25 protein-coding genes are annotated in these 25,699 nt (G+C 58.9%); 13 read left to right on the forward strand and 12 right to left on the reverse strand.

Going from position 1 to position 25,699, the window contains the following annotated elements:
• Positions 1-31: 31 nt before the first annotated feature.
• Both RGCCGE502_RS15935 and RGCCGE502_RS15940 read right to left on the reverse strand, forming a co-directional pair.
• Positions 32-1,339 (reverse strand): ABC transporter substrate-binding protein, encoded by a 1,308-nt coding sequence (locus RGCCGE502_RS15935; protein ID WP_016555200.1) that lies wholly within the window; start codon positions 1,337-1,339, stop codon positions 32-34.
• Positions 1,340-1,373: 34 nt separating this feature from the next.
• Complete coding sequence (locus tag RGCCGE502_RS15940; protein WP_016555201.1) at positions 1,374-2,462, reverse strand: ABC transporter ATP-binding protein; 1,089 nt, start codon at positions 2,460-2,462, stop codon at positions 1,374-1,376.
• Positions 2,463-2,730: 268 nt separating this feature from the next.
• Here RGCCGE502_RS15940 and RGCCGE502_RS15945 point away from each other — a divergent pair, with 268 nt between their 5' ends.
• A complete protein-coding gene (locus tag RGCCGE502_RS15945; protein ID WP_016555202.1) occupies positions 2,731-3,444 on the forward strand; it encodes a GntR family transcriptional regulator in 714 nt (237 codons plus the stop codon).
• 481 nt (positions 3,445-3,925) lie between these two features.
• Here the strand turns inward: RGCCGE502_RS15945 and RGCCGE502_RS15950 are convergent, their stop codons facing one another.
• Positions 3,926-4,381, reverse strand: a complete 456-nt coding sequence (locus RGCCGE502_RS15950; RefSeq protein ID WP_016555203.1) for an Lrp/AsnC family transcriptional regulator — start codon at positions 4,379-4,381, stop codon at positions 3,926-3,928.
• A gap of 115 nt (positions 4,382-4,496) precedes the next feature.
• On the opposite strand from RGCCGE502_RS15950, the gene RGCCGE502_RS15955 reads away from it, so the two are divergent.
• The 5 genes from RGCCGE502_RS15955 (at position 4,497) to RGCCGE502_RS15975 (ending at position 9,769) form a co-directional block, all read left to right on the forward strand.
• Positions 4,497-5,426 (forward strand): DMT family transporter, encoded by a 930-nt coding sequence (locus RGCCGE502_RS15955; protein WP_016555204.1) that lies wholly within the window; start codon positions 4,497-4,499, stop codon positions 5,424-5,426.
• A 253-nt stretch (positions 5,427-5,679) separates the two neighbouring features.
• Positions 5,680-6,036 carry an ArsR/SmtB family transcription factor gene (locus RGCCGE502_RS15960; RefSeq protein WP_016555205.1) on the forward strand — a complete coding sequence of 119 codons (357 nt, stop codon included), beginning with the start codon at positions 5,680-5,682 and terminating at the stop codon, positions 6,034-6,036.
• Positions 6,020-6,499 (forward strand): SRPBCC family protein, encoded by a 480-nt coding sequence (locus RGCCGE502_RS15965; protein ID WP_016555206.1) that lies wholly within the window; start codon positions 6,020-6,022, stop codon positions 6,497-6,499. The genes RGCCGE502_RS15960 and RGCCGE502_RS15965 overlap by 17 nt, the downstream gene beginning before the upstream one ends.
• A 281-nt stretch (positions 6,500-6,780) precedes the next feature.
• Positions 6,781-7,935 (forward strand): MFS transporter, encoded by a 1,155-nt coding sequence (locus RGCCGE502_RS15970; protein ID WP_016555207.1) that lies wholly within the window; start codon positions 6,781-6,783, stop codon positions 7,933-7,935.
• Positions 7,936-8,236: 301 nt separating this feature from the next.
• Positions 8,237-9,769, forward strand: coding sequence for an FAD-dependent oxidoreductase (locus tag RGCCGE502_RS15975; protein WP_016555208.1), 1,533 nt, complete (start codon positions 8,237-8,239; stop codon positions 9,767-9,769).
• 184 nt (positions 9,770-9,953) lie between these two features.
• Here RGCCGE502_RS15975 and RGCCGE502_RS15980 read toward each other — a convergent pair whose 3' ends face one another.
• From RGCCGE502_RS15980 to speB, 4 genes are read right to left on the reverse strand one after another with little or no spacing between them, the layout of a single operon-like run.
• Positions 9,954-10,607 carry an amino acid ABC transporter permease gene (locus tag RGCCGE502_RS15980; protein WP_016555209.1) on the reverse strand — a complete coding sequence of 218 codons (654 nt, stop codon included), beginning with the start codon at positions 10,605-10,607 and terminating at the stop codon, positions 9,954-9,956.
• A complete protein-coding gene (locus RGCCGE502_RS15985) occupies positions 10,604-11,272 on the reverse strand; it encodes an amino acid ABC transporter permease (protein WP_016555210.1) in 669 nt (222 codons plus the stop codon). The genes RGCCGE502_RS15980 and RGCCGE502_RS15985 overlap by 4 nt, the downstream gene beginning before the upstream one ends.
• 35 nt (positions 11,273-11,307) lie before the next feature.
• Positions 11,308-12,099, reverse strand: a complete 792-nt coding sequence (locus RGCCGE502_RS15990; RefSeq protein WP_016555211.1) for a transporter substrate-binding domain-containing protein — start codon at positions 12,097-12,099, stop codon at positions 11,308-11,310.
• Positions 12,100-12,149: 50 nt separating this feature from the next.
• A complete protein-coding gene (gene speB / locus RGCCGE502_RS15995) occupies positions 12,150-13,208 on the reverse strand; it encodes an agmatinase (protein ID WP_016555212.1) in 1,059 nt (352 codons plus the stop codon).
• 271 nt (positions 13,209-13,479) lie between these two features.
• Here speB and RGCCGE502_RS16000 point away from each other — a divergent pair, with 271 nt between their 5' ends.
• The 3 genes from RGCCGE502_RS16000 (at position 13,480) to RGCCGE502_RS16010 (ending at position 15,440) form a co-directional block, all read left to right on the forward strand.
• Positions 13,480-14,340 (forward strand): LysR substrate-binding domain-containing protein, encoded by an 861-nt coding sequence (locus RGCCGE502_RS16000; protein WP_016555213.1) that lies wholly within the window; start codon positions 13,480-13,482, stop codon positions 14,338-14,340.
• A 108-nt stretch (positions 14,341-14,448) separates the two neighbouring features.
• On the forward strand, positions 14,449-14,808 hold the full coding sequence (locus tag RGCCGE502_RS16005) for a Rid family hydrolase (RefSeq protein ID WP_016555214.1): 360 nt from the start codon (positions 14,449-14,451) through the stop codon (positions 14,806-14,808).
• 158 nt (positions 14,809-14,966) lie between these two features.
• A complete protein-coding gene (locus RGCCGE502_RS16010; protein ID WP_016555215.1) occupies positions 14,967-15,440 on the forward strand; it encodes a DUF3597 domain-containing protein in 474 nt (157 codons plus the stop codon).
• Here the strand turns inward: RGCCGE502_RS16010 and RGCCGE502_RS37290 are convergent.
• The gene (locus RGCCGE502_RS37290; RefSeq protein ID WP_019280017.1) at positions 15,429-15,584 is read right to left on the reverse strand and encodes a hypothetical protein; all 156 of its coding nucleotides are present in this window, start codon (positions 15,582-15,584) and stop codon (positions 15,429-15,431) included. The genes RGCCGE502_RS16010 and RGCCGE502_RS37290 overlap by 12 nt on opposite strands.
• Positions 15,585-16,197: 613 nt before the next feature.
• On the reverse strand, positions 16,198-16,905 hold the full coding sequence (locus RGCCGE502_RS16015) for a type 1 glutamine amidotransferase domain-containing protein (protein WP_016555216.1): 708 nt from the start codon (positions 16,903-16,905) through the stop codon (positions 16,198-16,200).
• Between the two features lie 381 nt (positions 16,906-17,286).
• On the opposite strand from RGCCGE502_RS16015, the gene RGCCGE502_RS16025 reads away from it, so the two are divergent.
• The 3 genes from RGCCGE502_RS16025 (at position 17,287) to RGCCGE502_RS16035 (ending at position 19,868) form a co-directional block, all read left to right on the forward strand.
• Entirely contained in the window at positions 17,287-18,585 is a 1,299-nt protein-coding gene (locus tag RGCCGE502_RS16025; protein WP_016555217.1) for an epoxide hydrolase family protein, read from the forward strand.
• A gap of 71 nt (positions 18,586-18,656) precedes the next feature.
• Positions 18,657-19,202 (forward strand): hypothetical protein, encoded by a 546-nt coding sequence (locus RGCCGE502_RS16030; RefSeq protein WP_016555218.1) that lies wholly within the window; start codon positions 18,657-18,659, stop codon positions 19,200-19,202.
• A gap of 21 nt (positions 19,203-19,223) precedes the next feature.
• On the forward strand, positions 19,224-19,868 hold the full coding sequence (locus RGCCGE502_RS16035; RefSeq protein ID WP_016555219.1) for a cysteine hydrolase family protein: 645 nt from the start codon (positions 19,224-19,226) through the stop codon (positions 19,866-19,868).
• An 89-nt stretch (positions 19,869-19,957) separates the two neighbouring features.
• Here the strand turns inward: RGCCGE502_RS16035 and RGCCGE502_RS16040 are convergent, their stop codons facing one another.
• Entirely contained in the window at positions 19,958-22,786 is a 2,829-nt protein-coding gene (locus tag RGCCGE502_RS16040; protein ID WP_016555220.1) for an ATP-binding protein, read from the reverse strand.
• Positions 22,787-23,038: 252 nt separating this feature from the next.
• Between RGCCGE502_RS16040 and RGCCGE502_RS16045 the strand changes: the two genes are divergently transcribed.
• Complete coding sequence (locus tag RGCCGE502_RS16045; protein ID WP_016555221.1) at positions 23,039-23,689, forward strand: response regulator transcription factor; 651 nt, start codon at positions 23,039-23,041, stop codon at positions 23,687-23,689.
• A gap of 223 nt (positions 23,690-23,912) precedes the next feature.
• Here RGCCGE502_RS16045 and RGCCGE502_RS16050 read toward each other — a convergent pair whose 3' ends face one another.
• Positions 23,913-24,383 carry a YybH family protein gene (locus RGCCGE502_RS16050; RefSeq protein WP_016555222.1) on the reverse strand — a complete coding sequence of 157 codons (471 nt, stop codon included), beginning with the start codon at positions 24,381-24,383 and terminating at the stop codon, positions 23,913-23,915.
• A 122-nt stretch (positions 24,384-24,505) separates the two neighbouring features.
• Positions 24,506-25,591, reverse strand: coding sequence for an NAD(P)H-dependent flavin oxidoreductase (locus RGCCGE502_RS16055; RefSeq protein ID WP_040674707.1), 1,086 nt, complete (start codon positions 25,589-25,591; stop codon positions 24,506-24,508).
• Positions 25,592-25,699: the final 108 nt, after the last annotated feature.

The following is a 25,699-nucleotide window of genomic DNA, read 5'->3' on the forward strand; positions in this document are numbered from 1 at the left end:
GAAGCGGCACTGACCCTTGGAAGTAAGCTCCTTAAGCCGCGATGAACTCGTTCCAGCGGCGAACCATGTAGCGGTCCTCGTCCATGACGGAGTTCCAGCACGCGACATGGCCCATGCGCTCTTCGAATGAGCCGCCGTCGCGAACCGCACCGGCCTTCTCCATGACCTTGCCCTCTGGCGAAAGGATATCGCCTGCAGCGGCCTTACCTTCGATCCAGTAGCCCCACTCGTCTGCCGTCATGAAGTTCTTGGCCGTGTCCATGCAGGCCGAGTAGTAGCCCTGGCGGTTGAGGTAGCCGCCGACCCAGCCCGACGTGTACCAGTTGATGTACTCGTAGGCCGCGTCGAGCTCGGCGCCCTTGAGGTGCGAGGCAAGGCCGAGACCGCCGCCCCACGAGCGGTAGCCTTCCTTGAGCGGCTGATACTTGCAGGCGATGCCCTTGGAGCGGACGGCCGCGACAGCCGGCGACCACATGGACTGGATCACGACCTCGCCCGATGCCATCAGGTTGACCGACTCGTCGAACGACTTCCAGAAGGCGCGGAACTGGCCGTCCTGCTTGGCCTTGATGAGGAATTCGATCGTCTTGTCGATCTCTTCCTTCGTCATGTTGCCCTTGTCGGCGTACTTGATGTTGCCAAGGGCTTCCATGATCATCGCTGCGTCCATGATGCCGATGGACGGAATGTTGAGGATCGAGGTCTTGCCCTTGAACTTTGGGTCCATGATATCGGCCCACGTCGAGATTTCGCGGCCGACGAGGTCGGGACGAATGCCGAGCGTATCGGCATTGTAGATCGTCGGCATCATGGTGAAGAGTTCTGTCTCGCCCTTGGCGAAGGTCTTGGCGTCCGCGCTCTCAACATAGCCGACCGTGTGCGGCGCCGTACCCTGCGCGATCACGCTATCCGCCTTCAGCTTGCCGTTCTTGAACAGCGGAACGACCTTGTCGTAGTATTTCAGCTTCTTCACATCCATCGGCTGGATGACGCCGGTCGGGTAGACCTTCTTCAGGATCCAGTATTCGATGTCGGCGATATCGTAACTATCGGGCTGCGTCACGGCGCGCTGGGCGGCGGCGTCGGAATCGGTCGCCGTCATCTCGAGCGTGATGCCGAGGTCCTTCTTGCACTGCTCGGCGATGGCGTTGATGTTGGAAACGCCGGTGCCGAACTGGCGAAGCGTGATGTTCGACTGCGCCCAGATGGTCGGGAAGCCGGTGATCAGGCCGGAGCCGGCGGCGGCACCGAGAGCGGCAGCGCCCGTCTTCAGCAGGCTGCGGCGCGACACGCCCTTGTCGAGCAGACCCTTCTTGGTGGTTTTCGTTGTATCAGTCATGTCAGTTCCCTCTGGTTTTTGTGGTAATTGAGATTCATGCCGAAACGCGGCCCAGGAGAACGGCGTCCTCCAGGGCCCAACTCAGGGACACCGCATCGCCGACCGATGCGGGGTTGGCGAAATAATCGCCGTCGGACGCAATGACGGTGAAGTCATCGCTGCCCGCGCCGACCACGGTGATCTTCACCGAGGCGCCGCGATATTCGATGTTGGAGACGATGCCGTTGAAGCCGAGCGTCTTGTCGGTGGTGCTCGCCAAACGAACCCGGTCGGTGCGGATGCCGATATCGATGACCTCGCCGGCGTGCTTGCCGTTGCCGCGCACCGAGAAGGTCTGCCCTTCCGGCACCTCGAGCGTCGTGACGCCGTTTTGCGAAGAGACAACACGGCCGGAGAGAACATTGTGGTCGCCCATGAAGCGGGCGACGAAGGCGGTGGCCGGCTGCTCGAAGACCTTGCGCGGCGTTGCCGCCTGCTCGATCTTGCCGTCGTTCATGATAACGATGATATCGGCGAGCGCCATCGCCTCTTCCTGGCTGTGCGTCACATGAACGAAGGTGATGCCGAGACTCTTCTGCAGCTTTTTCAGTTCGGCACGCATGCGGATCTTCAGGAACGGATCGAGCGCCGACAAAGGCTCGTCGAGCAGCAGCGCTTCCGGATCGGTGATCAGCGCGCGCGCCAGCGCTACACGCTGCTGCTGCCCGCCTGATAACTGTGCTGGCCGCCGCATCGCATAAGCGTCCATCTGCATCAGCGTCAGCAACTCAAGCGCCTTGGCCCGGCGTTCGTCCTTCGCGACACCCTTCATCTTCAGGCTGAAAGCGACGTTGTCGACGAGGTCGAGATGGGGGAAGAGCGCATAGGATTGGAACATCATCGCCGTACCGCGCTTGGCCGGCGGAAAGTCGGTGACGACAGCGTTGCCGAGCCTGATATCACCGGACGAAATGCTTTCGTGCCCGGCGATCATGCGCAGCGTCGAGGTCTTGCCGCAGCCGGAGGGACCGAGAAAGCAGCAATAGGAACCGGCCGGTATCTTCAGGCTGATGGAATGGACCGCCGTGGTGGCACCATACACCTTGGAAACTGATACGATATCGATCTCTGCGGCCTTCGACATTGGTCTTCCCCTGTTCGAGAAGGACAATGCATCCGCCGTGCCAGTTTCTATTGCATGGCATCAAGAGTCGAAAAATCAAACACTTCGCTTTGAGGAGAGGCAAAATATCAAAATTCATGCAACTTCATCATGTGCACATAAAATAGGCTATCGTTCGCAATTCGTGCAAAATATCGTATACAATTTAGCCGTCACTTTGAGCGCACATTTCGTTTAACTTTTACGGGAAACACAGATATCATTTCCCGGTCAAAAGGTATTTTTGCTCATGAAGCCCGCCGCAACCGCCCTGCAGACTGCAGAGGATTCTACCGATACAGGCGCACAACAGATCCGCGACGCGATCCGCGATGCGATCGTCGAGCGGCGCCTGTCGCCGGGAACGAAGCTCTCGGAAAGCGATGTCGGCAACCTGTTCAATGTCAGCCGTACGCTTGCGCGCGCCGCCCTGCAGGCCCTTTCCTATGAGGGCCTGGTCAGCGTCGAAAAGAACCGTGGCGCGTTCGTCGCCTACCCCTCGCCCGATGAGGCCCGCCAGATTTTCGCTGCCCGCCGCCTCGTCGAGCCCGGGATCTTGCGGGAGGCTGCAGCCAGAATCACGCCCTCGCAAATCCAGCATCTGAAGCAACTGCTCATCGCGGAAGGCCGCCTGATGGGCGAGCGTGGCCAGATGGCACGACGTGCCGAGATCAAGGCATCGGGCGACTTTCACCTGACGCTTGCCGCCATATCCGGCAATGCGATCATGCAACGTTTTATGGATGAACTCGTAGCCCGCTCGTCGCTGGTGATCGCCCTTTATGGTCAATCGACCATATCGAGTTGCGGTCATTCCGAGCATGGCGATATCGTCGCCGCGATCGAGAGGAACGATCTCGACGAGGCATGCAGGCTGATGCTGCACCACATCGCGCATATCGAGGCCGATCTTGATCTTCGCGAACGCAAAAGCGTCGGCCTCAAGGAAGCCTTCGAGGGGTGAGGTCAGATTAACCAGAGTTGAAGGCGTTGACCGAGGACTGCTGGTTTCCGCCAAGTCCGCCATGGGCGGAAGGGTATCATCAGATGCCCGACCGCATCGGGATCGCCGAGGCAAATGCGGATAAGATGAAGTTGACGAACTCGACAACTCGATAGGCGGTAGAAACAGAGAACTTTTGGCGCTTAAGCTACGGAGCTCTCTATGAAGAGTGCGGAGAAAGCATGGCATTGCGATCCTTGCGTCCCTTGCCTTGTTCAACGCGGATCAGCATGCGTATCGAGTCGATGTCATCGACCTTGAGATGCGCGACCTCGGAATTTCCTAATTTCCGAAAATGTGAATGGCTCGAGTCCCCTGAAGGCGAAAGCGCTTACTTCCGCTACCGGCGGCGCAAAGTTCTGGTCCGCTTACGGCCTGCCGGGAGCGGACGATAATCGGCACCTCTTTAGCTGGAGGCGGCACAGATAGTCCGACCCTTCCATCAGATACGCGGGAACACCGTCGTCTTCTTGACGGTTGCATAGGCGAAGCTTGTGTCGATCCCCGCGATCCCTTCGATGTTGTGAAGCTGTTGTCTGACGAACTGCTCGTAGTCCTTCAGGCTTTGAACGAGGACGCGGAGGAGATAGTCGGCCTCCCCCGTCATGACGTAGCAGTCCTGTATATTGTCGATGGAGCGGACCTTCCGCTCGAAGGCCGCGATCGCTGCCTCCGAGTGGCGCTCGAGCCTGATGCGGACGAACGCGGTGATTGGAAGCCCGTAGGCCTCCTCATCGACGATAGCGGTGTACCCCTTGATGACACCGTTCTCTTCCAGGAGTCTGAGACGGCGAAGACATGGAGACGGCGAAAGTGCCACTTTCTCGGAAAGCTCCTGGTTCGATAGGCGGCCGTCCCGCTGCAGCGTAGAGATGATCTGTCGGTCCTTCTCGTCCATGGCCCTCCTCCATTGGCAGAATCTGTCAAATATCGCCCCTGATGGGATCAACATAGCAAGAAACTGCCTGAGGAAGAAGCATATCATCTCACTCAATTTGACATTGAGGTTTCTCATGGCCGACATTACTGCGACTTTCCCCAGACCGACGATCAAGTGGAATGAGACTGCCGCTGGAGGTTATGTTGTGTTGGCGCTCGTCGTCCTCATCTGGGCTGGGTTCGCGCTCACCATGCGAGCCATGGGCAAGTCGCCGCTCGCGACTGCGGATGTCGCCCTGATCCGCTTCGCCGTGCCTGTGGTGGCGCTACTGCCCTTGCTGTTCGGCCGCCTGCATCTGCTGCGCCAAGTCGACCGCAAGACCGTCCTGTTGGTGCTGGCAGGTGGCGTGCCTTTCTATTTCATCGCGTCTGCGGGAGCCAAGCTGACCTCAGCGGCCTATGTTGGCGCATTGATCCCAGGTACGACCCCGCTCGCAATGGCCCTGATCTCGCGCGTGTTCATGGGTCGGAGACTCTCTACAAGACAGGCTCTCCCGATCGGACTTATCCTGGGCGGCGTCGTACTGATGATCGCTGGACAACGCCACGCTGTCACCGCGGACACACTGCGGGGCGTCGGACTGCTTCTGCTCGCGAGCCTCATCTGGGCCGGATACACGATCGGCCTGCGGCAGACCGGGTTGGACGCCATCTCAAACGGCCTCCTACTTTCGATCGGTTCCCTGGTGACTATCGTGCCTATGATGCTCGTCGGGCTGGTCGGAAGCAATTTCGGCCACTTCAGCGTCGGTGAGGCGCTGCCTTACGTACTCGTCCAGGGTGTCGGGACCGGGCTGATCTCGACCTTGGGCTACGCGTTCGCGATCTCGCGGCTCGGCGCGTCCCGAAGCGCCACGATCGGGTCCCTGTCTCCGGCGCTGACGTCCCTTTTAGCTATACCCCTGTTGGGAGAGTCGCTCGCCGTCGCGACCGCCATCGCTGTCGTCCTGATGACATTCGGCGTAATCTTGGCGAATCGTACAGGCGAGCGAGTTCCAGCATGACTGCTCGATGCTCTGACTCAATGGGAATAGGCGCCCCACGCCTCGGAGCCGCGTGTCAGCAAGTCCATGGCTGTAAGCGCTTCGTGAACCGCCGTCGTTTAATGCACCTCCCGGACGAGTGCCAATCGAGGTAATGGCGCGCGCTACGCCCTTAGCGACTTGAGGTTTCACGTCACGCCGCCTCAGCCCTTCGACACTTAGGTAATTGCCTTAATATAATTGACAGATGACCTTACTCGCTATAGTAAGGCACATGCCTTATCATTCCGCACCCCTGGATCTCGCCTTTCACGCCTTAAGCGACCCGACCCGCCGCGCGGTGGTTTCGCGACTGTCTGAGGGCGAGGTACCGGTCAGCCTTCTGGCCGAGCCTTTCGACATGGCCCTGCCCTCGTTCGTCCAGCACCTCAAGGTTCTGGAGGATTGCGGACTGATTGCCAGCGAGAAGCGCGGGCGCAGCCGCTGGTGCCGGTTGGTACAAGCGCGGTTCGATGAGGCGGCGGACTGGATGGAGGCAGAGCGCCGACGCTGGACCGACCGGTTGGATCGGCTGGAACTCTATTTGGACAAGACGAAAGAGGATGGTGAAGGCAATGGCAACCCCGTTTGATACATGGTCGCTTGATCGAGAGATCGTACTGGTGAAAGTTCTGAATCACCGACGCGACAAGGTTTTTGCGGCTTGGATGGACCCCGGGGCGCTAGCCGAATGGTACGGTCCGGCCGGCCTGAAGATCGAAAGCTACGAGGCCGACATACGCGAGGGCGGACTCTGGCGGTTCGACATGGTTGGCCTGTTCGAGGGCAAAGAACAGCGTTTCCCGAACCTCATGCGCTTTCTGGAGATCGTGCCGAACGAACGGATCGTGATGGACTATGGCACGCCTGATCCCAACGACCCCGACCGTTTCCGCACCACGGTGACCTTCGATGAGCAGGCCGACGGCAAGACGGTGCTCACCATGCGGCAACTCCATCCCACCCGCCAGCGACGTCAGGTCGTCATCGGCTTCGGCGCGGTTGAGTACGGGCTACAGACGCTGGATGGCCTCGCAGCTTGGTTGGACGGCTGAGTATTTGGCCAATCAGCCCCGTCTGTACGCCTTCCGTCAATTGGGTTTGCTGTGGCTCTGGCGATCGGTCGAAACCGGCGGCAGGAGGGAGGAAGATGAAGCGTTCTCCCAAGTTTGCCCGGCGCAGTCTGCCTGCCTTCCCAGAGCCAGCCCTCGAGAATTTCCTTCGTTCCGAGGATCGGAGTGATCAATTCATGGCTACACGGATCAGTGGGGGATGTTGTTAGTGAGCCGCGATTCACGTAGAAGAGAGCTCCCATCAAGTTCACCCCGGAGCTCCCGTGCATATCGGACCGCAACAGCGGATTTACGTCTGTTTCTTTCTGTTCGCCGTCTCCATGGGCGCCATGCTTTCGCGCCTTCCGGACATTCAGGATGCGCTGCAGATCGATAAGTCCGAGCTTGGCTTGACTCTGATCGGAGCCGCCATTGGCGCCCTGATTTCGTTGACGTTCTCGTCACCGATAGTCGCCCGCCTCGGAGCTCGAACGACCGCCTTCCTGACCGTCTTGGGTACCTCCGCTTGCCTTGCCCTCGTGCCATGGATGAGCGCCGCTCCCCTGGTATTCGGTATCCTTCTTTGCGAAGGACTTCTGGCAGGGGCGCTGGAAATCAATCTCAACGTCGAGATCGATCGGATCGAGGCGCAACTGGGGCGCGGCGTCATGAACCGGGCGCACGGTTTCTGGAGCCTCGGCTTCTTCGTCACCGCGCTGATATCCGCCGCGGTCCGTCAGGCTGGAGTGTCAATGCAGCTCCACCTGGCTTTGACGTTTGGCTTCGTCCTGGTCGTTGGCACTCTGGTAATCGCAGGCATGCGCAATGCTCCAGCCAGATCCGCGCAGGAGCATTCCGACACGGGACGCATCGCGCTGCCGACCATTGCGCTTCTTCCTCTGTGTGTGATCGGTATCGCTGCTTTCCTGGTTGAGGGCGCAGGTATCGATTGGTCTGCAATCTATATGCGCGACGTATTCCAGTCTGAGCCTTTTGTCGGCGGTCTGGGTCTCACGCTTTTCACCTTCTTCATGGCTATGACGAGGATTTTCGCAGATCCGTTCGTCGATCGCTTTGGTTCGCGGGCGGTAGCATTCACTCTGCTGTTGGTGTCAGCGGCCGGCTTGAGCGCAGTTTGGCTTGCCCCGCATCAATTGATCGCCCTTCTCGGGTTTGCACTCATGGGCGGCGGCTGTAGCGTGGTTTATCCGCTTGCCGTTTCTGCGGCGGCCCAACGGTCGGACCGAGCCTCTCATCTCAATGTCGCAGCGCTCGGTCAAATGTCGTTTGTCGTATTTTTCCTCGCTCCGCCACTCCTCGGTTTTGTAGCTGAGCACTTTGGTATACGGACAGCATATCTGGTGTGCCTGCCCGTGATCCTCGGCGCGCTGATATGCGTTCGCGCCCTCTCCGCCCGGCGCCGGTTGGCGCTCGCATAGGTTAGCTGCCAATCGCACCGTGGTTTTCCGATGACGGCAACGCGAATGAAGGTCGGACTTTGAGGTTCGTAGTGACCTATTCTCTCCGTTGCAGGGAGTGGCGGCAACGAACCGACGTCTTGGACGCATCGCTTCTCCCAAATTGCGACCTTAAGTCTCAATTCGCCCGCTAGACTTCCACGAGCCGAGCCGAATTCATTTGCCTAAGAGGCGGAATGGCGGGAAATTGACTGAGGTTGTCTGCTGAGCAACCAAGTGTGGCAACGGCAAGATGACAAGAGCGTCCTCCAGGGAGGAGTAAATGGCCGACGACCATTCAAAGCTCAAGGGACCCGATCTGGCCCTCGGTATTGCGCTTGCCGATCTGGCTGATGGAGGCAAGCTGGTCGGTCATTGCGACGGCGAACCGGTGCTCTTGGTGCGCCGCGGAGCAGAGATATTTGCGGTTTCTGCCACTTGCTCCCACTATGGCGGACCACTGGTAGACGGTCTCGTCGTCGACGATACCGTTCGCTGTCCTTGGCATCACGCCTGCTTTGACCTTCTCACCGGAGAGGCGTTGCGCGCGCCGGCCCTATCGCCACTCGCTTGTTGGTCGGTCGAGCGGCGCGACGAAAGGATCTTCGTTGGCGAGAAGCGCAAGAAGCTGTCCCCCACCGCGCGCGAAAGCAAGACAGGTGCTTCTCCAGAGCGGATCGCAATCGTCGGCGGTGGCGCGGCCGGTTTTGCCGCAGCCGAGAGGCTGCGGCGTGAGCAATATCAGGGCGATATTGTCATGATCAGCGACGATGAGGCACCGCCCGTCGACCGCCCCAACCTCTCAAAGGACTATCTCGCAGGCAAGGCTCCTGAAGACTGGATTCCGCTACGCAACGAAAACTTCTATGCCAAGAATGGCATCGATCTGCGCCTCGGCATCAAGGTTGCCAGTATCGATGTCGGTGCCGGCGAGGTCGCGCTCGCCAACGGAGCACGGTTGGCATTCGACAAATTGTTGCTCGCGACCGGTGCCGAACCGATGCGCTTGACCATCCCCGGCGCCGACATGCCTCATGTCCATACGTTGCGTTCGCTGGCCGACAGCCGCAGGATCATCGCACAAGCTAGCGCTGCGCGACACGCTGTGGTACTCGGCGCGAGCTTCATCGGTCTCGAGGTTGCCGCCGCTCTTCGGACCCGCGGTCTCGAAGTGCATGTGGTAGCGCCCGGTGAACGGCCGATGGAACGGGTGCTGGGACCTCAGATGGGCGACTTCATTCGCGCTCTGCATGAGGAAAATGGCGTCGTCTTCCACCTGGGAGATAGGGCGGCGAGTATTAGTGCGAGCGAGGTCCTGCTGAGCAGCGGCAGCACCCTGGTCGCCGACATCGTCGTTGCCGGCATCGGCGTGCGACCACGGGTCGATATTGCCGAAACAGCTGGCCTCGCCACTGATCGAGGCGTCCTAGTCAATGCCTATCTCGAAACCAGCGCCTCCGGCATATATGCAGCCGGCGACATCGCGCGGTGGCCCGACAGCCACAGCGGCGAAAACATCAGGGTGGAGCACTGGGTGGTGGCGCAGCGGCAGGGTGCTACCGCGGCGCTGAACATGCTCGGACACCGGAAGAAATTCACGGATGTACCGTTCTTCTGGAGTCAACACTACGACGTTCCGATCAATTATGTCGGCCATGCCGAGGGATGGGACAAAATCGAGGTCGAGGGCGACATTGCCGCTAGGGATTGCCTCGTGCGCTACAAGCGTGGTGGGCAGGTCCAGGCAGTTGCCACGATCTTCTGCGATGTCGAAAGCCTCGAGGCAGAACTGGCGATGGAGCGCGGCACGGCCTAGAACGTGACGGGATCATGCAGTATGCATGCGTTTTGCTCAGGCGATCGGCAAAACATCCAGACCGGCCCGGGAGTGGAAAATCTCAGGCGACTGGAAGCGTCCGCTCGGACGATGGCTATAAACGTCCAGTAATCGCAGCACTAGCTCAGCTTGGCGGAGGAGAGCCGCCCCCGTCATTTGCTGGCTAGTTTGAACAAACCGCGGCTTCCCGCTCAAGCTTTCGAGCATACTCGGTAAGTGGGTAGCAAAGCACAAAGAAGATGACAGCGACTAGCCCGTAAACCTTGAAAGGTTCGAACGTCGCGTTGTTGATCGCGTTTGCGGTCCTCATCAGTTCCTCAAAGCCAAGAATGGACGTCAAGGCCGTGCTCTTGATGAGCTGCACGAGAAACCCGACGGTCGGGGCGCGGGTTATCCTGAAAGCCTGTGGGAGGATAATGAGCCGAAGCTCTTGCAGGCGGTGCAGACCGAGACTTGCGCCAGCGTCCCACTGACCGCGCGGGAGCGCCTCGACGCCGCTCCGCCAGATCTCGGCGAGATACGCGCTTGCATAAAATGTCAGCCCACATACGGCAGCCGTCCAGGGCTCGATGCGGAATCCCAACATGGGCAAGCCAAAAAACATCAGGAAAAGCTGCATGAGGAGCGGCGTCCCCTGGAACAGCGCGATGTAACCTGACGCCAGGCGCCGTGGCCAAAAGGCCTTCGATATACGAGCAAAGAGGATTGCCATGCCGACGCTCGCCCCGCCAACAAACGCAGCAATCGACAGAAGAAGCGTCCAACGCGTCGCGAAGACAAGATTGCGCAAAATATCCCAGAACGTGAATTCGATCATGATATCCCCGCTCCAAGGAACCGGCGACCACCAGCAATCAGCAAACGCCTGAGGCTTGCGGACATGGCAAGATAGATCATCGTCACGACAAGATAGGTCTCAAATGAACGAAAGGTGCGGGCTTGCAATAGATCGGCCTCTTGCGCCAGTTCGCGAACGGAAATCTGTGAGACCACAGCCGATTCCAGCATCATGATAACAATCTGACTTGTCAGGGCCGGAAAGATAATCTTGAGCGCCTGGGGCAAGACGACTTTAAAAAATACGTGTCTGGGCTTCAGCCCAAGCGCCCGTGCGGCCTCGCCTTGCCCTTTAGGGATAGCATCAAGTCCAGCGCCTACCACCTCGGTCGTGTAGGCCGCCATATTGAGGGTCATGGCGAGTATTGCCGCGGTCACCGGATTGAGACGGATCCCGAGGCTTGGGAGTCCAAAGAAAATGAAGAACAGCTGGACCAGGAACGGCGTGTTACGGATGACTTCAACGTAGATGCCAACAGCCCGGCGCAACCAGCCGAACCGGCTTCTTCGCGCCGCAGCGCCGAAAACACTGAGTACCGTCCCGAAGACGGTGGTGCAGGCAATCAGCAAAAGCGTCATGCCCGCGCCATATGCAAGCGCTCCCGCGCCGCCCCAAAGCCAATCGAAGCCAAGGCTATAGGTCATCGCCACTCCTTTCACGGCAGGGAGCAGTCATACGATCAATCCTTGAGATTTTCAGGGTTGAGTGGCGTCTTCAGCCAGGCCTTCGAACTAGCGTCGAGTTTCCCCTCCGCGATCATCTTGGCAACCACGTCATTGACGGCGTTCTTCAGGCCATCCTCGCTCTTGCGAAGAGCGATATGTGATGGCGACGTCAAGAGCTGGAACTTTTGTTCCGGTTTCAAGGCGTCCTGACGTGCCAGAACCTGCGCTCCAACATCGTTTCCAACCACCATCAATTGCGTTTGACCCGAGATGAAGGCCTGGATGACGGAATTGTAGTTTTCGAAGCGCTGGATCGTTGCCGATGCGGGAGCGGCTGCCGTCAGGGAGGTGTCTTCGAGCGTGCCGCGGTTCACGGCAATCGTTTTGTCGGCGAGGTCGTCCTTGCCGCTGATGGCGACGGCTGCCGGCCCTATGACCGCGATGTAGTAGGGTGCGTAAGCGGCAGCGAAATCAATGACTTCTGCACGCTCCTTCGAATAGCCGACGCTCATCAGAATATCGACGCGCTTATCGTTCAGATAGGCAATTCGGTTCTGTCCGGTGACGCCTACGAGGTTGAGCTTCACACCAAGACTGTCGGCAATGTTCTGGGCGACATCGACATCATATCCCTTGAGGCTCATGTCCGCGCTGGCCGATGAAAATGGCGGGAAGTCGGAGAAAATACCTACGCTGATTTGGCCGGCAGCCTTGATGTCGGCGAGGTCGTCGGCATGGGCCGACAGTCCGACCAGAGCGAACGCAGCGGCAGTTGCGATGGTTCTTCCTAGTTTGCTGATATTCATTTTATGTTCCCTTTTTCTTGGTTCTGGATGGTGGCGGCGATCCCAACCTCTCAGGCGGCGTTGCGCACGGCGGGGCTGAGCATGGCGAGGCAAAGCAATTCGAATAAGACCTGCGCGGCAATCTGGGCCGTGTTGGTGGTCGCGTCATATTGCGGTGCCACTTCAACCACGTCACCGCCAACAAGATTTACTCCTCGGAGGCCTCGCAAGATGGCGAGAACTTCTCTCGGAAGCAATCCTCCAACCTCGGGTGTCCCGGTTCCCGGCGCAAAGGCCGGATCAAGGCTGTCGACGTCAAAGCTAATGTAAGTTGGACCGGAGCCGACGACCTCGAGGGCACGTGCGATCACGGCCTTGATACCCATCTCCGCGACTTCCTCGGCGTGTATTACCGTCATGCCCGAAGCAAAGGAGAACTCCCAGAGATACTCGGCTCCGCCTCGAATGCCTATCTGGATCGTTCTTCGAGGATCCAGGACACCGGCAAGGACGGCCTCTCGGAACGGAGCGCCGTGGTGGAACTTGGAGCCCTCGTATGGGCCAGCCGTATCGCAATGGGCATCGATGTGAATCATGCCAACAGGGGTGCGGCTCGCAAACCCCTTGAGGATGGCACCGGATATGGAATGATCTCCACCAACCGACAGGGGGATCACCCCAGTATCGGCGATCATGCGGTAGCTGGCTTCGATGTCCGCATGACATCCCGCGAGATCGAAGCGGCTTCTCATCGGAACATCGCCGACGTCGGCGACCTTGAGTTTGCCCATTGGCGCAACCCCGAGAACATGCTCGTAGGGCCCGACGCGTTCGATCGCCCGAACGGCTCTCGGACCCAACCGCGACCCGGCGCGATTGGTCACACCAAGGTCCATCGGCACGCCGATCAAGGCCACATCCAGTGCTGCAAGCACATCCGGTGTAATGCCGCCCTCGATAAAGGACGCGCCAAGGAAGGTCGCCGGATCTGCAAACGGCCACTTGCGGCTGTCGCCATCCTTGAAGACACTTGCCGCAACTTCGCGAAAGTGTGGATCGTGCATTTCGCCGCCGGCGGCATTACCGAAGCGACGGCGAAGGTCCTCCAGAAAGTCCTGGTCAATCGTCAAGATAAGTTCCCCGGTTCTCAGTCTGTGATGGCATCATTCGCCCAGCCAGAATCCTTTACAACCTTGATATTTCGTGAGGGCCTATAACGATTTCTGATAGTCTGGCAGCCTCGACCGCCATTTTCAACGACAGGCCCGTTCAGATAACTTTATAGGGGCATGGGCGATCCCCGGCCCGTTGCCTCGCGGATGCAGATCGTTCAATGTCAAATTTCGCTGTCATGAGCACATTCGGATAGCGCGCCTTTAACGCAACCGAAGACGCTGTCGAATGCTTGATCTCGATTCATATCTTTTACGAGCTTTCCTGACGGTCGCCGAAATCGGAACGGTCAACGGCGCCGCTGCCAAATTGCATCGAACTCAAGCGGCGGTCAGCATGCAAATCCGCAAGCTCGAAGAGCTCGTGGGGGTAACGCTCTTTTCTCGATCCTCCAAGGGACTTGAGCTCACGGCTCACGGCCAGGTCATGGTGGCCTATGCTCGGGAGATCGTGCTGCTCAGCGATGAAGTCGGCCGTCGGCTCACCGGAAAGGTACTCCAAGGGCGCATCCGTCTCGGGGTCGTCGAAGACTTCGCCGCCAGTCGACTGATAAACATCCTTCGCGACTTCAGGGCCCAGAACCCGAAGGTGGATATCGACATAATCGTCGAGCCCAACCGGCGTCTGGCGGAAATGTTCGAAGAGGGAAAGCTCGATCTTGCCGTGTGCGACATCACCGTTCTCAACAGGAAGCCAATCCTGATCTGGACCGAGTACCTGACATGGGTCGTCAGATCGGATTTTGTGGTCGACGCCAGCAGACCGCTCCCGGTCATCATGTTTGACGAGGGTTGCCCCTGGAATCTCCAGACGATCGCCACGCTGTCGCAGCGAAACATAAAATGGAAGACGGCCTGCGTCGCGTCCACGTTGGTTGCCATGGCGACGGCGGTCAGGGTCGGCATAGGCGTCGGTCCCATGCTTGAAGCCACGATTCCCGAGGGATGTCGCGCGCTCGACAAGGCCGCCGACCTACCCGGCGCCGTCCGCATCGAGATTGGATTTTATGCCCAGTCCGAGGCGTCCGAGGGCGCCCGTTATCTTGTCGAGTTCGTGTCGCGACACACAGCGATGACGGACCGCCCATAACATTCCGTTATAGCCGCGAAAAATAAAACGGCCTGTTCAACTGGCGCAGTGGCTGCAATTTGGCCTTGGCAGCAACCGACGCGCCAATTGAAACAGGGAAACCGGCCGATGGCTATCGAGCACGCGTCCGTCGACGAGGCGTCGCCACTTCAAACAGTCCATATCATCGGCCAGACCGCCAATTTCGCCGCCGGGAGCAGCATACGCGCACAGGCTGCCGAGATCCTTGACCGTATCGATGCCCTGCTGGCGATGGAGGGTACAGACAAGTCGGAACTGATCCAAGCCAACATCTGGCTTCGCGATCTCGGGTCTTTTGCCGAGATGAACGCCGCTTGGGAACAGTGGGTAACTCCGGGCATAACGCCTCGCCGAACAACTTTTGAAGAGCATGGTCTACCAGCACTATGCGACCTTCGAGTCGACGTCATCGCCTGGCGAAAGAGCCAAGGGTTTGCGTCGTCGTAAGGTACAATTCAAAGCCGTAGCGCACCCGTACCACGACAAGCGATTGCCTGGTGGAGCTTCACCTCCCGCGTTACCGCCGCTAGTGCGCCACCAACGGAACCGAATTCTTCCGCCCGTGTTGTTGTCTCACCGCAAATATCCCATGGAGGAAGCAAGCGATGAGCATTTTTGACCGCATAAGGAACGCCATTTTGGGCGACGTACAGGCGGCGGCACCTGTCCAACCTGCTTCTCCCTTGACTCCATCACCGGATTTTCCCGCCGATATCGTTCCGCCGCCAAGACCCGGCGCACCGCAGTCGGGTCAGATTGCCGAGCGACCGCCGATTATTACCGATCCGGCGACAGGTGCACCTCCGCCAGCCCCAACTCCTGCAGTGGATATTGAGGACGTACTCGATGAAGCCGTGAGAAACTCGGGACAGAAGCTCGATTGGCGCCATTCGATCGTCGACCTCATGAAGGCCGTGGGGATGGACGCAAGTCTGCAGGAGCGCAGGGAACTGGCTAGGGAACTTGGCTATGCCGGAGACCCAAGCGACAGCGCGAAGATGAACACCTTCCTGCACAAGACACTGATGAAGAGGCTGTCTGAAAACGGCGGGAGGGTACCGCCCGACCTACTTGATTAGCACCTCGACGGCAAGCGACAGGGCATTCCCGCCCACCGCCGCAACATCGATCCAGACAACGCGATAAGCCTCATGGAACTGGGCCTCGACAGTGTGAAAATCGACATCCTTGACCAGCGGATTTCCTTGGCGAAAGCCGGCCACCGCTCAGCCGGCTGGCTGTTGACGAACAACACTTCGAAATAGGGCCGGTGTCCGCCGACCTCGCCCGTGGCAGGCGGTACGCTGGCGGCCAGGTCAAATCAGGGTGGCACCCAGCCTCAGCATGCTGCCCACGCGCCACGAGTCCGGTTCTCCCGGTCAGCCAATTCCACATGACCGCGAAGTTGATATTCGCTCAACAACGGGTACTTGCGAAGGTAAAATACCACAAGATACCACCAAGAGGAGGTATCTTACTCTCCTGCCGCACTGTGCCTCACATCTATTTCAGCCTAAAGAAACCGACATAACGCTTCTTCAACGCCGGTTCATCGGCCACATTGTGGAACGAAATTGTCGCTGGACGCTTCGATATCGGTCGGTCTGGATGATGGCACGGAGACCTGCAATTGATGCTCTTGAAAGACTTGCCTAGTCGGGCCGGCCTCTCCATACGACCGGTCGGCGCCTCTGCTCGCACCCAAAAGCCGATAGGCAGAGTTATTGAATTGTGCCCGCTGTCAACGCCGGGACCATACGAGACCCAGGCGTTGCCAGTGGTCGCAACGGCTGGAATTGCGACCACGAATTTGTCGTTACGCAGTCGCATGGCTAGCTACGCGGCCGTGGAGCTTGCCTGCTCCGCTGCGCCTTTCAGAAGCTTGACGAGGGCCTGTGCACCTGCGGTGGAGGAAGCAGGGTTCTGGCCGGTGATAAGCCGACCGTCGGTGATGGCAAAGGGTTGCCAGTTGTCTTTCTTCTCGAAAAGTCCGCCGAGCCGTTTCAGTTCGTCCTCAACCAGGAAGGGCACGACCTTGGTCAGTTGAACCTCTTCCTCCTCGGTGTTGGTGAAACCTGTGACGCGCTTGCCCTTGACGATCGGCTCCCCCTTATAGGTCACGCGATGCAAGACCCCAGGCGCATGGCACACCGCCGCGACAGGCTTTCCGGCGTTATAGAAGGATTCGATCAAGGCGATTGAGTCCAGGTCCTCGGCAAGATCCCACATCGGTCCATGGCCGCCTGGATAGAAAACCGCGTCGAAATCCTCGGACCGCATGTCCTTCAGCTTCTTCGTCGTCGCGAATACCTTCTGCGCGTCCGGATCCTTCTTGAAGCGAGCCATAGCGGCGGTCTGATTCTCGGGAAGATCGCTTTTCGGGTCGACTGGCGGCTGACCGCCCTTCGGCGAGGCGAGCGTCAGATCGATGCCGGCGTCGCGAAAGACGTAATATGGTGCTGCTCCTTCCTCAAGCCAGAAGCCCGTCTTGCGGCCGGTGCTTCCGAGTATGTCATGCGATGTGAAAACCATCAGGATCTTCATCTGTCGGCTCCTTCCTTTGCCGTTACGCAGCGAAACCGGCTGCATTAGGAAAGTATGCCGACGATCGCCGGGATGCGCACTTGCACGTTGGTATCGGCAACACCTTGGTATTGGGTAACATCGTGTGCTGAAATTCGCGACGCAGGACCTGAAGCGAAGCCATGCGACCGTATCGCGATCCATTGGCCATCGCCGAATCGGAATGATGATGTTCTCAGGTTGACTGGATCGACCCGAACCATAGGAGACCGAGTTGAATGCGAGCACCCAAACGTGCTCTCGATTCCTTAATACGAAGGTGTCGCCGATACCTTAGTTCAATGGCTGTATCTCCTCTTTGGTGACTTGTTATCCGCCAGCAAACTCACACAGGAGGCTCTCATGTCCCAGAATCAGCCGGCGGTTTCGCGTCGCACACTTCTTGCAGTAGCAGCATCAATCAGTGCGTTGGGCGTACTTCCAGAAGCGTTTGCCGCGAGCGGAGACCCAAACGAGATCAAACCATTTCGATTCTCGGTTAAGGATGCGGAGCTATCCGACCTTGCCCGGCGGGTCGCGGCGACCAGGTGGCCTGACCGGGAAACGGTCAAGGATCACTCGCAGGGCGTCCAGCTCGCTACCATCAAGAAGCTCGCCGACCACTGGGCCAAGCACTACGACTGGCGTAAAATCGAAACGAAACTGAACTCTTACCCGCAATTCACCACGAAGATCGACGGATTGGACATTCACTTCATACATGTGAAGTCGAAGCACGCAAACGCCCTGCCGATCCTTGTCACCCATGGATGGCCCGGTTCCATCATCGAACAGCTCAAAATCATCGAGCCCCTGACCGATCCGACCGCGCACGGCGGCAGTGCTGAAGACGCCTTCCATGTCGTGATCCCATCGCTTCCCGGCTACGGCTTCTCCGGCAAGCCGACAGAGCCCGGATGGACCCCTCCTCGCATCGCCAAGGCCTGGGCCGTGCTGATGCAACGCCTCGGCTACGCAAAATACGTCGCGCAGGGCGGCGACTGGGGCAATGCCGTTACCGAACTGATGGCTGTGCAGGAACCTCCGGGATTACTCGGCATCCATACCAACATGGCGGCAACCGTTCCCGCCGACATATCCAAGGCGCTCTCCAGCGGCAGCCAGCCCGCCGGCCTTTCACCTGATGAAAAGCGGGCGTGGGATCAGCTCGACGATTTCTACAAGAATGGTCTTGGCTACGCCATCGAGATGAACAACCGGCCGCAGACGCTTTACGGCATTGTCGACTCGCCGATTGGTCTTGCCTCATGGATGCTCGACCATGACATCCGCAGCTATGACATGATCGCTCGCGTCTTCGACGGCAAAACGGAAGGCCTGACGAAGGACGATATCCTTGACAACATCACACTCTACTGGCTGACCAACACGGCGATCTCCTCCGCCCGTCTGTACTGGGATAACGCGCACTCCCCTTCGGGTGGTTTCTTCGATCCGCGCGGCATCAAGATACCGGTCGGGGTCAGTGCCTTCCCGGACGAGATTTACCAGGCTCCCCAGAGTTGGGCCGAGAAGGCATACCCGAAGCTCATCTTCTACAACCGCCCCCCCAAGGGCGGCCACTTCGCAGCCTGGGAGCAGCCGATGCTTCTCACGGCCGATCTGCGCGCCGCCTTCAAACCGCTCCGCAAATCGATCTGACGGCGGCTGCGGCGTTTCATGATGCCGCAGCTCATTCACCATTCCCATCCAATGGATAAAGGAGAAAGGCAATGTCGGACAACCAGATCGTCGATTCCAGCTTCACGGCCATCATCAACGCACCGATCGAGAAGATCGACATCGCGACGTGGTGCTTCACGCTGCCCGAAAAGGAATACCAGGGCTGCTCGCCCGCCCATATCGCTGCCGGCTTCACGACCGCTCCGGACGGTACGCGCATGTCGATCAACGTCGAAACGATCGGCGGCAGCCTGATGGTGCAGCACTACGTCGAAACGCTCGGCGAAAAGGATCATCTGATCCTTGATTCCGACTCAGATGTGTTCACGCCGACGGGCCGGGTAACCATTCACGTCACCTGGGAACTGAGCGTCAAGGCAATCGACAAGGATCGCTGCGAATTCACCAACCGGGTCCAATCCTTCGCCACCCCGGAGATGCTCGCATCCCTCGATCGGCAGGGCATCCCTTTCGAAATCTTCCGCACACAGCGCCAGCCGATGTCGATCGCCCACAACAAGGGCGAGACGCCACTGTTCGCAGCCAGCATCGAGCGCCACGCGCTTCGCAGCCAACAGCCCTCGAAAGCAGCCTGAAGCCCAAAGGAGCCGATAATCATGCATCTGTCCTACGAGCGCGGTACGACCGGTCTTCTGGTCGTCGACCCATACAACGACTTCATCTCGGAAGGCGGCAAGATTTGGCCACGCATCAAGGAAGTTGCCGAAGCCAACAATTGCGTGCCGCACATGGAGCAAATCCTCAATACCGCACGACAGGTGAAGATCCCTGTCTTCTTTGCCATGCACCACAGGTACCGCGAAGGCGACTACGAGAACTGGAAGTACATTGCGCCTATTCAAAAGCTGGCGTGGAACCGTAGGAGTTTTGAATACGGGACCTGGGGCGGCGAGTTCAAGGCGGAGTTTGTACCGGCGTCCGGTGAGATTGTCGCCTCGGAGCATTGGTGCTCCAGCGGCTTTGCAAATACCGATCTTGACCTTCAGCTCAAGAGGCAGGGCATTCACAAACTCATTGTCATCGGACTGATCGCACACACCTGCATTGAGGCGACCGTGCGTTTCGCCGCAGAGCTGGGATATGACGTGACAGTCGTGAAGGACGCCGTCGCGGACTACTCCGACGAGATGATGCACGCGGCGCTGGTGATCAATATGCCGAACTATGCGAGCGCGATCGTAACCACTGAGCAGATTGTCGCTGCGCTAACGTCCATGGAGCCGGTGGCGCCTGCCGCCTAAGACAACCCGTCATATCGGCTGCCCAAAATATCAACGCTGCTCGTGCGTCGTACGAGACAAAAGGCGACGTCGGTTGGTTCCATCGCACTTCACGCCGTTGATGCCTCGATCAATGCCTTCGCCTCGAGGAGCCTGGGGCTGCTGAGGCCTTCAGTGAATCGCCGATAGAGGGGAAGGAGAACAGTCGGAACGCTTGCCTCGCGGAAGGCACCAAGGCTGACGCCCGCGCTCAACTCCCAATACAGCGCTCCCTGCTTCGATGCTTCCGCCATCGCCTGCTGAAAGAGACCTTCGATCAGGGACGTCTCGCTTAAGCCTTGCGCCCTGAGAACGTCTGCTTTCCGCCTCAGAATTTCGGGCACCATCCAACGGTAGCCTTTCTCTTCTGAGAAAAGCAAAGCGTTGCCGACCTCGTTCAAGGCCTCGTTGAAGCGCCCCATCGACTGTAGCGCAGCCGCGAACTCACAGAGGTAGAACGGATAAAACAACAGGTAGGCCCCATTGCGTAGCTCCGCGAGGCCGGTTCGAAGAGCCTCGATACCAGCGGCCGGGCCACCCGATCGATAGGCGAGACTGCCCTTGATGCACAAGCCGGCGGCATGGAAGGGTTGAAGACCGTGCCTGGATGCCTCCGCCAAAAGCTCCTCACCCCATTCCTGCGCGCGGTCCAGATCGTTAAGCGTCAACGAAACGAAGGAAGCCGACCATGCGAGCGCGACGCATAGGACGAATGGCTGCCGTGTCTCTCGTGCCTCCTGTATGGCAACCTCTGCCGTAAGAATTGCGGCGTCCAGTCGGCCACCTGCGATCAGGTTCACTGTGTTGTGAGCCAAGGACGATGTTCGTACGTCCGCTTCCAATCGCAGCAAGTCTGTCCGGCGATTCTCCAGCGGATAGTGTGTGGCCGCCCATTCCAACCTCTCACCAGCTTCCTGATGGAGCGCCTGATAGGTTTGGGGAATGCCGACAAGCCATGCGGCCGTTGCGCGTCCACGCACGTCCTGCTCGTCAACTGCCCCTTCATATTCGCGTGCATAGGTTAGAGCGTCGCTCAATTCCGCCGAGCGGGCGGAGAAGAGCCATAGGGCGCAGGTTAGGCGCTGGCGATAGTCGTAGTCGTTCAGATCTCTGGCAAGTGCCAGCGCGCCGGTAAGCACTTCCTTTCCGCGCTCGTTCATTCCCTGAGTGTAGATGAGTGCGTATCCTAGAGCACATCGCAAGACCATCTCGGTGCGCGAGCCGGTTTCTTCTCCGATGTTCTCCAGCGCGCGCTCAGCCCAGTCGCCGGCTTCGGAGACCAGCGATATTGCCGTCCAAAAGTCGCTTGACGCGGCAGCAAGCTTCGCGCCGAGCACGCCATTGCCGCTTTCCGAGAACGCCCATCTCAAGGCCGCACGTACGTTGTCGGTCTCCTTTCGGTAGCGACTAATATTGTCGAGCGCCGTCTGAAGGGAACGCTCCTCCGAAAAAGGCTTAAACAGCTTGAGGAAGTACTTCGTAACTCGGCACATTGTTCGCCGGAATTCGTCCCGAACTCCAAGCTTCTCCAGCGAGTAGACCCGCACAGTCTCAAGAAGGCGCCAGCGCGGAGCAGCGTCGAAACCGTCGAATGCTATCAACGATTTCGAGACAAGATTTGATATCGCCAACGCCGTTTCCGCTTCCCCGTCGCCGCTGACGGCTACCGCCGCCTCCAAAGTAAAGCCGCCGGGAAAAGTCGCCAGGCCACAAAGCAATTCCCGCTCGGCGTCCAGCAGAAGGTGATAGCTCCAGTCCAGGGTAGCGCGGAGCGTCTGATGACGAGGCAACGCCGTCCGGCGCCCGCCAGTTAGCAGCACGAAACGATCGTCCAGCCGGCCGGCGATCTGCTGTATTCCCAACGTCGCAGCGCGGGCCGCTGCAAATTCGATCGCCAGCGGTATGCCGTCGAGATGCCGACAAATCCCGGCAATGGCCAAGAGCTTCTCGGGATCGGCCGCGAAATCCCACTGCAGCGCTCGAGCGCGCGCCACAAAGAGCTGGATGGCACTGTGTTCGAGAGTGCCGGTCGCCTCCTCCCTGGCCGGCACCTCCAACGGCGGGACGCGATAAGCGAACTCTCCCTCGATTCTCAGCACTTCCCGACTTGTCGCAAGGACCGTCACATTTGGGCACGTGCGGACGAGTGCCTCGATCATCGTTGCGGCAGCATCGATGACATGTTCGCAGTTGTCGACAACGAGAAGCATCGTTCGCCCGCCAATGCAACGAGCGACGACCTCGGCCGAGATTTCATCACCTTGAAGTTGCAGGTCGAGCGTTTGAGCAAGCGTTGTCGGAACGAGGTTGGGATCCTGGAGCGAAACCAGCTCGATGAAGAAGGCGTCTCCTTCGACGCTGGGCAGAAGACTACGGGCGATTTCGGATGCAAGGACCGTCTTGCCGATCCCACCGGGACCTGTCAGCGTCACGACCCGATAAGCGGATGCGAGCGTAAGGAGCTCAGCCACCGCACTCTCACGACCTATAAGATCAGATATCGACGCCGGAATCTTGGAAACGTAACGGGCGTCGGCTGGAGGAGTTCTCACCGACGACTCCGTTCCGTTGAACGATGCCGCGCCGGATTTCCAGTTGCCAAGAAGTCGATATCCACGGCCTGAGATCGTCTTGAGCAGATTCCGGTCTTTTCCCAAAGCCTTTCGAATGGCCGATATGTGGACCTGGAGTGTATTTTCCTCAACAACGATCCCAGGCCATACGCGGCGCATCAGATCGTCCTTTGACACGGCGTCTCCGTCGGCCACGACAAGGACCTCGAGGATGTCAAATGCGCGGCTTCCGATCGGAACGGGTGCGCCGAGAGCCCGCAGTTCCCGCTTTGCGAGATCCATCTCCCAACCACAGAATTCGAAAAGGCCCCGTTCGATCTGTCCCAAAGCGATCCGATCTCTCTTGCCAATGCCAAATAGCACAGCGGCATCTATAACCGCCGCGGCGATTGTGACGGCGGAGGCGCCGCACCGGATACTTCAGGATATTTCAGATTCTCTCAAGCCACTTAAGTCGCTTCACAGGCGGTATCGGCTTAGACAATAGCCATTCTTATTGGCGAGGTTCGCGCTTCCAGAGCATTTCTGGCACAATCACTATTTAAGCGCGAATTTCTCTTTAAACCGGAGGAGAATGGCATGTACAATGGCGGTCTGCTTCAGACATCCCAAAGTAACAAGACATCAGCATCCGACGCGCCGTGCGTATACGTCTTGAGCAACAATGATGACATGGGCGAGAACCTGCCCGATGAGTTGCGGTCGCGCGGCTGGCGGCCTGAAATTTTCGAATCAGCGGATGAATTTCTCTCCGCCCGGCGCGTATCGAGCTTCGGATGCATCGTTCTCGATGCTGATCTGCCCGATCTGGATGTCCAGACTCTCACCCGGATCATCTGCTTTTATGCGATGCATTGCCCGGTAATTCTGCTAACGAGCCACGACCATCGCGACATGACCATGACGGCATCTCGGTTCAACTTTACAATTATGTCGAAGCCGGTGAACACCGTTGCTCTCCTTGAAGAAATACAGGCCGCCATTGCATCAACCATCAAGGTTAATGAACTCGACCAGCGTTATCGGTCGCTCTCGGTGCGCGAGCGCCAGGTTATGCAGTTCGTGGTGGCTGGGCTACTCAACAAGCAGGTCGCCTATGAACTTAGCCTCAGCGAAATCACGATCAAGGCCCACCGCGGGCAGGTGATGAGGAAGATGCGGGCACGATCGTTGCCAGAGCTCGTAAACATGGCTGCCAAACTCGAACTTGGCGCTGCGCCGCTACACTAAACGCGGATCAAGCCGGGAGCACCATTTGCTACCGGCTCCGATGAGACACCGAGAATTGTCAGCGAAAGAGGTCGGAGGCGTTCTCACAACCAGCGCTCCAGATGTTGAGCATATCAGGCTGGCGGAGTTCGCGGGCAATCTCGAAGGTCCCGGTTTTCGGGATTTACGGCCATGTCCACACGTCATCAACGAGACAGCGCCGACAACCGCCGGCTCTGCTTGGTCATTTGCGTTCGCTAAAGATCAGCCGTTGGTAGTCGGCAAGCATCTTTGGGTCTTCGATCGATCCGTGATGGTGAAGCAGCCGCCAGGCGTCGTCCTTTCGGACAAACCACCGCGTCGTCCGGAAGGCGACGTCGATCATCTCGCGCGGCGTCTTGCATTGGCCTCGTTCGCGACCGACGAAGAGGTGCCAGTCGGCGCCACCCTGGCTCGTAAAGTCGTGAAAGGTGACGTGGACCTCAGCCTGGCCCTCGAAAAGCCTGGAGTAGCCTTCGGAGATCGAAGGCCACCCTCGGCGGATGCCGCCGATGGGATTGTCCATGCTTGGAGCCTCCCCGTCGAACCAGACCGACTCCAGCCCGGTCATGTCGCCGCTGTTGAAGGCTCTATAAAACTCTATCAGAGCGTCGAGAGGACTACCGTCAGCGGCCTTCGCTTCGCTTCCACTGATTTCAACGAAATGCCGTTCCATCGAAAATCCTTTCGTTTCTTCAAGGTAGACGGTTGGGAAATGGAAGCCTTTCCATCAACCTCCCGTGTGCTACCTAATCGCGGCCCCCGTATCAGAAGCGCGATCCGACACACTTCCCAGGCTCAGCCTTGCGTCCGTCCTTCGATCACTTTGAGGGCATCCTCATACAGGCGCCGCGTCAGATCGCCAGCGGACAGCCTCGGTGCGAGCTTCGCCGCCTGCCCTGACCAAAGATTCGTGAAGTCGTTCCCGGACGCCTCCTCCGCTTTCGCCTTGATTGCGGCGAGAGCGGCAGCCGCGGTTGGAAATGGTGGAGCGCTTTCGGTGAGCGGCCCGAGTTCGCGCATGATGCGATTGACCACGCTTCTGGCGGGCCTGCCGGTGAAGACGTTGGTGATCGCGGTGTTGTCGTCGCGCGCATCACCGAGCGCTTGCGCATGGACGGCAGGGATCTTTGCTTCGGGGCAGAAGAGGTACGCGGTTCCGATCTGAACCGCCGATGCACCGAGCATCAGGGCGGCCGCTACGCCTCGCCCGTCAGCAATGCCTCCTGCCGCGATGACGGGGATGTTCACGGCATCAACAACCTGCGGAACCAGCGCCATCGTTCCAACCTGCGTGGACATGTCATGTGTCAGGAAGTTTCCGCGATGACCACCGGCTTCAAAACCCATTGCGACGACAGCGTCGACGCCGTTTTCTTCTAACCAGACAGCCTCGGCGACAGTCGTGGCCGAAGAGATGATCTTCGCGCCGGTCGCCTTCACTCGCTGCACCAACGACTTCTCCGGCAACCCGAAATGAAAGCTCACGATCTCCGGCTTGAACTCCTCCACCACGTCGCAAAAAGCGGAGTCGAAAGGCGCACGTCCAGCTCCCGCCACCGGCGCTGCCGGGTCGAGGCCGCACTCGACGTAGTATGGCGCGAGCAGCGCCCTCCACCGCATCTGCGCGGCTGGATCGGAGGGCGGCGTGTGATGTGCAAAGAAATTCACGTTCAAAGGCGCCTTCGTCGAGTTCCGGATACTCGTCAAGGCCGCCTTTAGCTGATCAACGCTCAACAGCGCGCTCGGCAGTGACCCCAGGCCCCCTGCTTGCGCAGCCGCGACCACCATCTCATTCGTGGTCGAGCCAGCCATGGGCGCTTGAATGATAGGGATTTCAATCCCGAGCAAGTCGAGAATTCGGCGATCAGGCCAGCGCGTCATGTCGGACTCCACGGCAATTCTTGGTCCGACCGTCATAGCTCTGGTGCTCGTTGCGGTCCATTGCACCTTGGTGTCTACGCGCACCAATCGATCCCAAAGTATCGGGGA

The sequence above is a fragment of the Rhizobium grahamii CCGE 502 genome (genome assembly GCF_000298315.2).
GTDB lineage: Bacteria > Pseudomonadota > Alphaproteobacteria > Rhizobiales > Rhizobiaceae > Rhizobium > Rhizobium grahamii.

Bases quoted from the DNA above. Each gene is read 5' to 3' on its own strand.
- RGCCGE502_RS15935 (WP_016555200.1), bottom strand. From the start codon at position 1,339: ATGACTGATACAACGAAAACCACCAAGAAGGGTCTGCTCGACAAGGGC.
- RGCCGE502_RS15940 (WP_016555201.1), bottom strand. From the start codon at position 2,462: ATGTCGAAGGCCGCAGAGATCGATATCGTATCAGTTTCCAAGGTGTAT.
- RGCCGE502_RS15945 (WP_016555202.1), top strand. From the start codon at position 2,731: ATGAAGCCCGCCGCAACCGCCCTGCAGACTGCAGAGGATTCTACCGAT.
- RGCCGE502_RS15950 (WP_016555203.1), bottom strand. From the start codon at position 4,381: ATGGACGAGAAGGACCGACAGATCATCTCTACGCTGCAGCGGGACGGC.
- RGCCGE502_RS15955 (WP_016555204.1), top strand. From the start codon at position 4,497: ATGGCCGACATTACTGCGACTTTCCCCAGACCGACGATCAAGTGGAAT.
- RGCCGE502_RS15960 (WP_016555205.1), top strand. From the start codon at position 5,680: ATGCCTTATCATTCCGCACCCCTGGATCTCGCCTTTCACGCCTTAAGC.
- RGCCGE502_RS15965 (WP_016555206.1), top strand. From the start codon at position 6,020: ATGGCAACCCCGTTTGATACATGGTCGCTTGATCGAGAGATCGTACTG.
- RGCCGE502_RS15975 (WP_016555208.1), top strand. From the start codon at position 8,237: ATGGCCGACGACCATTCAAAGCTCAAGGGACCCGATCTGGCCCTCGGT.
- RGCCGE502_RS15980 (WP_016555209.1), bottom strand. From the start codon at position 10,607: ATGATCGAATTCACGTTCTGGGATATTTTGCGCAATCTTGTCTTCGCG.
- RGCCGE502_RS15985 (WP_016555210.1), bottom strand. From the start codon at position 11,272: ATGACCTATAGCCTTGGCTTCGATTGGCTTTGGGGCGGCGCGGGAGCG.
- RGCCGE502_RS15990 (WP_016555211.1), bottom strand. From the start codon at position 12,099: ATGAATATCAGCAAACTAGGAAGAACCATCGCAACTGCCGCTGCGTTC.
- RGCCGE502_RS16000 (WP_016555213.1), top strand. From the start codon at position 13,480: ATGCTTGATCTCGATTCATATCTTTTACGAGCTTTCCTGACGGTCGCC.
- RGCCGE502_RS16005 (WP_016555214.1), top strand. From the start codon at position 14,449: ATGGCTATCGAGCACGCGTCCGTCGACGAGGCGTCGCCACTTCAAACA.
- RGCCGE502_RS16010 (WP_016555215.1), top strand. From the start codon at position 14,967: ATGAGCATTTTTGACCGCATAAGGAACGCCATTTTGGGCGACGTACAG.
- RGCCGE502_RS16015 (WP_016555216.1), bottom strand. From the start codon at position 16,905: ATGAAGATCCTGATGGTTTTCACATCGCATGACATACTCGGAAGCACC.
- RGCCGE502_RS16025 (WP_016555217.1), top strand. From the start codon at position 17,287: ATGTCCCAGAATCAGCCGGCGGTTTCGCGTCGCACACTTCTTGCAGTA.
- RGCCGE502_RS16030 (WP_016555218.1), top strand. From the start codon at position 18,657: ATGTCGGACAACCAGATCGTCGATTCCAGCTTCACGGCCATCATCAAC.
- RGCCGE502_RS16035 (WP_016555219.1), top strand. From the start codon at position 19,224: ATGCATCTGTCCTACGAGCGCGGTACGACCGGTCTTCTGGTCGTCGAC.
- RGCCGE502_RS16045 (WP_016555221.1), top strand. From the start codon at position 23,039: ATGTACAATGGCGGTCTGCTTCAGACATCCCAAAGTAACAAGACATCA.
- RGCCGE502_RS16050 (WP_016555222.1), bottom strand. From the start codon at position 24,383: ATGGAACGGCATTTCGTTGAAATCAGTGGAAGCGAAGCGAAGGCCGCT.
- RGCCGE502_RS16055 (WP_040674707.1), bottom strand. From the start codon at position 25,591: ATGACGCGCTGGCCTGATCGCCGAATTCTCGACTTGCTCGGGATTGAA.